Annotated in this window: 4 protein-coding genes; 3 read left to right on the top strand and 1 reads right to left on the bottom strand. The window is 73.6% G+C overall.

The window, feature by feature from the left end; all coding sequences use genetic code 11:
- The coding region (locus AC13HU_RS33820) for an aminotransferase class V-fold PLP-dependent enzyme (RefSeq protein WP_483045812.1) at positions 1 to 830 on the top strand (830 nt) is incomplete at its 5' end.
- Positions 831 to 869: 39 nt separating this feature from the next.
- Here AC13HU_RS33820 and AC13HU_RS33815 read toward each other — a convergent pair.
- Positions 870 to 1,847: a carbohydrate kinase family protein gene (locus AC13HU_RS33815; protein WP_483045811.1), complete on the bottom strand. Its 978-nt coding sequence runs from the start codon at positions 1,845 to 1,847 to the stop codon at positions 870 to 872.
- Between the two features lie 231 nt (positions 1,848 to 2,078).
- Here AC13HU_RS33815 and AC13HU_RS33810 point away from each other — a divergent pair, with 231 nt between their 5' ends.
- Both AC13HU_RS33810 and AC13HU_RS33805 read left to right on the top strand, forming a co-directional pair.
- Entirely contained in the window at positions 2,079 to 2,279 is a 201-nt protein-coding gene (locus tag AC13HU_RS33810) for a hypothetical protein (RefSeq protein ID WP_483045810.1), read from the top strand.
- Between the two features lie 113 nt (positions 2,280 to 2,392).
- A partial coding sequence (locus tag AC13HU_RS33805; protein ID WP_483045809.1) for a hypothetical protein occupies positions 2,393 to 3,830 on the top strand: 1,438 nt, incomplete at its 3' end.

Genomic DNA, 3,830 nt, shown 5'->3' with positions numbered 1-3,830 from the left:
CCCGCTACGCCGCTCAGGAGCCCGCCGACGAACGAGAGTCGGGCCGCTCCCCCGGTTTCCGGAACCTCCCCGCGATCGTGGCCGCGGCCGCGTCCCTGCGGGCGGTGCGGGCGGAGGCGACGGCCGAGGCGACCCGCCTGTCGGTGCTGGTGGACCGGATCAGGGCGGCGGTGCCGCGACTCGTCCCCGATGTCGAGGTGGTCGGCCACGACCGGCTGCGGCTGCCGCACCTGGTCACCTTCTCCTGCCTGTACGTCGACGGGGAGGCGCTGTTGACCGGTCTGGACCGGGCGGGCTTCTCGGTCTCCTCGGGGTCCTCCTGCACGTCGAGCACCCTGACGCCCAGTCACGTGCTCAAGGCCATGGGGGTGTTGTCGGAGGGGAACGTGCGGGTGTCGCTGCCGACCGGCACCTCCGCGGCGGACGTCGACCGCTTCCTCGACGCGCTGCCCGGGGTGGTGGCGCAGGTGCGCGCGCATCTCGGCGCGCCGACGACCGTACGGGGAGCGGGTGTTGACACCGGAGGGGACGTCAGAAGCGCCGCCGGGAACACCGCCGGAAGTGACGGCGGAAGTGACGCCGCCCCGGGCGCCGAGGGCGGCAGCGAGGGCCTGCTGGTCGACTCGCTCGGCAAGCGCTGCCCGATCCCGGTCATCGAACTCGCCAAGGTGATCGGCGATGTGCCGGTCGGCGGCCTCGTCACGGTGCTGTCCGACGACGAGGCCGCGCGGCTGGACATCCCCGCGTGGTGCGAGATGCGCGCGCAGGAGTACGTCGGCGAGCGCCCCGCCGAGCGCGGCGTCGCCTACGTGGTGCGGCGCCGCGGCTGAGCGGGGACATCCCGTACGTACGGTGGTGCGGGGGTACGGTCAGGCGCCGATGTGCCCGCGCACCTCGTCGGCGGCCGTGTCGCCGTACGCCTTCGCGAAGCGCTCCATGAAGTGGCCGCGGCGCAGTTCGTACTCCTGGGTGCCGAGCGTCTCGATCACCAGGGTGGCGAGCATGCAGCCGACCTGGGCGGCGCGTTCCAGGTCTACGCCCCAGGCCAGGCCGGACAGGAACCCGGCGCGGAAGCCGTCGCCGACGCCGGTCGGGTCGACCTTCGCCTCTTCCTGCGCGCAGCCGACCACGATGTCCGGCCGGCCCTTGCGTTCGATCCGCACGCCCTTGGAGCCGAGCGTGGTCACCCGGTTGTCCACCCGGTCCAGGATCTCCGCGGCGCTCCAGCCGGTCTTGGACTCGATCAGCCCGGCTTCGTACTCGTTGTTGAACAGGTACGCGGCGCCGTCGACCAGGATCCGGATGTCGTCGCCGTTCATCCGGGCGATCTGCTGGGAGAAGTCCGCGGCGAACGGGATGTCCCGGGCCCGGCACTCCTGGGTGTGCCGGATCATCGCCTCGGGGTCGTCGGCGCCGATGGACACCAGGTCCAGGCCGCCGACCCGCTCCGCAACGTGGTGCAGCTCGATCAGCCGCGCCTCGCTCATCGCGCCGGTGTAGAAGGAGCCGATCTGGTTGTGCGCCTCGTCGGTGGTGCAGATGAAGCGGGCGGTGTGCAGCACCTCGGAGATCCGTACCGAGCCGGTGTCCACGCCGTGGCGGTCCAGCCAGGCCCGGTACTCGGCGAAGTCGGCGCCCGCCGCACCGACCAGGATCGGCTTCGTGCCGAGCTGCCCCATGCCGAAGCAGATGTTCGCGGCGACCCCGCCACGCCGCACGTCCAGCGCGTCCACGAGGAACGACAGTGACACCGTGTGGAGTTGGTCCGCGACGAGCTGATCGGCGAACCGGCCGGGGAAGGTCATCAGATGGTCGGTGGCGATGGATCCAGTTACGGCGATGCGCACGACGGCGGCTCCCGGGAAACGGTTTTGGGGTCCCCTAACGCTACAGGTGCCGGGCGCCACGACCCTCCCGGGTAGCCCTGTCCCGCCGCCCCCGGACCACCCGTCAGCAGTGGCTTGTCACCGGCCGCCGGCCCTACGACCGGGCGCGCACGGCGGCCAGGACGACGGGGACCCGAAAACTACCGGTTGGTAGCTCTTTGTCCGCCCCTCGAACGTGCCTAGGGTCGAAGTATGAGTACTCCCCGCACCGCGCCGTACACGGAAAACCCCGAAAGCATGGCGGAACTGCTCGGCGACTGCCACCGCACCGCGGAGCACTGGACCCGCCCGGCCCCGCCGCAGCCGCAGCCCCTGAACGTGCGCCCGCCCGGCATCCACGTCCCGCCGAAGTCCGTCGCCGCCGTGCGGGACATGACGGAGTACGGCGCCTGACCGCGCGCCGCCCGCACCACCCGCGCCACCACCTCACTCGAACGGTGGAACCGCTTCGCGCTCCGCCACGTCCAACGTGCACCTGACGGTCGACAGAGCCGAAGGAGCACCCAGTGAGCAAGGAACGCGACGACGGCGCCGCCGAAGGCCGCACGCACGGCACGCAGGACGCGGAGAGCGCCGAGCACCCGGAGAGCGGTGACCACCCCACCCGTAAACCCCGGTGGGCCATAGCGGCGGTCGCGGCGGCCGTGCTGGTGGCCGGCGGCGGCGGCGCCTGGTGGGCGTCCGCGGCGAGCGGCGGAGGCGGCGGCGGTAGCGACGAGGCGGGCGTCAGCCCGCTTCGGATGGACGCCCCGGTGAACGGCGCCGCCCCGGGCGCCTCGGGACCGACCGACGGCGGCGCGGACTCGTACCACCTGACCGGCAAGCTGCCCCAGGGTCCGCGGAAGGCCGCGGTGTACGACGCGTCCGGCGCCGTGACGACCGCGGACGTGCAGCACCTCGCCGAGCTGCTGGGCGTGCCCGGCGGCGTCCGCACGGAGAACGGCTCGTGGCGGGCGGGCGCCGAAGCAGGGACCGCCAAGCCGTCGCTGCTGGTGAGCAAGGCCGCGCCCGGCACCTGGTCGTACACCTCGGGCGGTGCACCGGCGACGGGCGCGCGGACCGGCGGTTCGGGCACCTCCCCGGTCCCCGCGGCGAAGGCGGCGGCCGTGGCGGCGCCGGTGCTCAAGGGGCTCGGGCTGTCCGGCGCGACGGTGGACGCCTCGACCGCGGTCGGCCCGATCCGTACGGTGAGCGCGGACCCGCGGGTGGGCGGGATGCCCACGCACGGCTGGACCACGTCACTGCAGATCGGCGCGGACGGCCGGATCAGCAACGGCTTCGGCCGGCTGTCGGACCTCGCGAAGGGCGACACGTACCCGCTGGTGAGCGCGGCCACCGCGCTGAAGGAGCTGAACTCGTCCACCACGATCATGCACCCGGGCGCCGTGAACGGCGGGATCGTGCCGTGCCGGGTCCCGATGCCGTCCGCGAAGCCCGGTGCCAAGTCCGGCGCGACGTCGACGAATTCCGGTGCCACCTCCAAGACGCCCTGCGTCCCGGGCAGCGGCAGCCGGCAGCCGACCGAGGTGCGCGGCGCGTCCTTCGGGCTCGCGCTGGAGTACGTGGCGGGCGTCCAGACGCTGGTGCCGGCCTGGCTGTTCGAGACCGCGCCGGCCGGGGCGGCGCACACCTCGGTGGTGACGCAGACCGCGGTCGACCCGCGCTACATCGCCGGCGACCCCGGCAGCGTGGCGACGACCGGGCCGACCTCTCCCCCGCCGCTGAACCCTGGCGGGCCGATCCTGCCGACGGGCCCGGCGAGCCCGCCCAGCGGCCGGACCGTGCACCGCGTGCCGATCGACTCGTACACCTCCGTGGGCCGCACCCTCACACTCCACGACGAGGGCGGGGCGTGCGACACGTACCAGGCGTCGGCGACCGAGAGCGGCGGCCAGGTGACCGTGTCGGTGGTCGCGACACCGAAGCCGGCGCGGACGGTGTGCC

This window comes from Streptomyces sp. NH27 (assembly GCF_056859195.1).
The sequence above is the reverse complement of the archived record's forward strand: the minus strand, read 5'-3'. Positions and strand labels throughout refer to the sequence as shown.

Bases quoted from the DNA above. Each gene is read 5' to 3' on its own strand.
- AC13HU_RS33810 (WP_483045810.1), top strand. From the start codon at position 2,079: ATGAGTACTCCCCGCACCGCGCCGTACACGGAAAACCCCGAAAGCATG.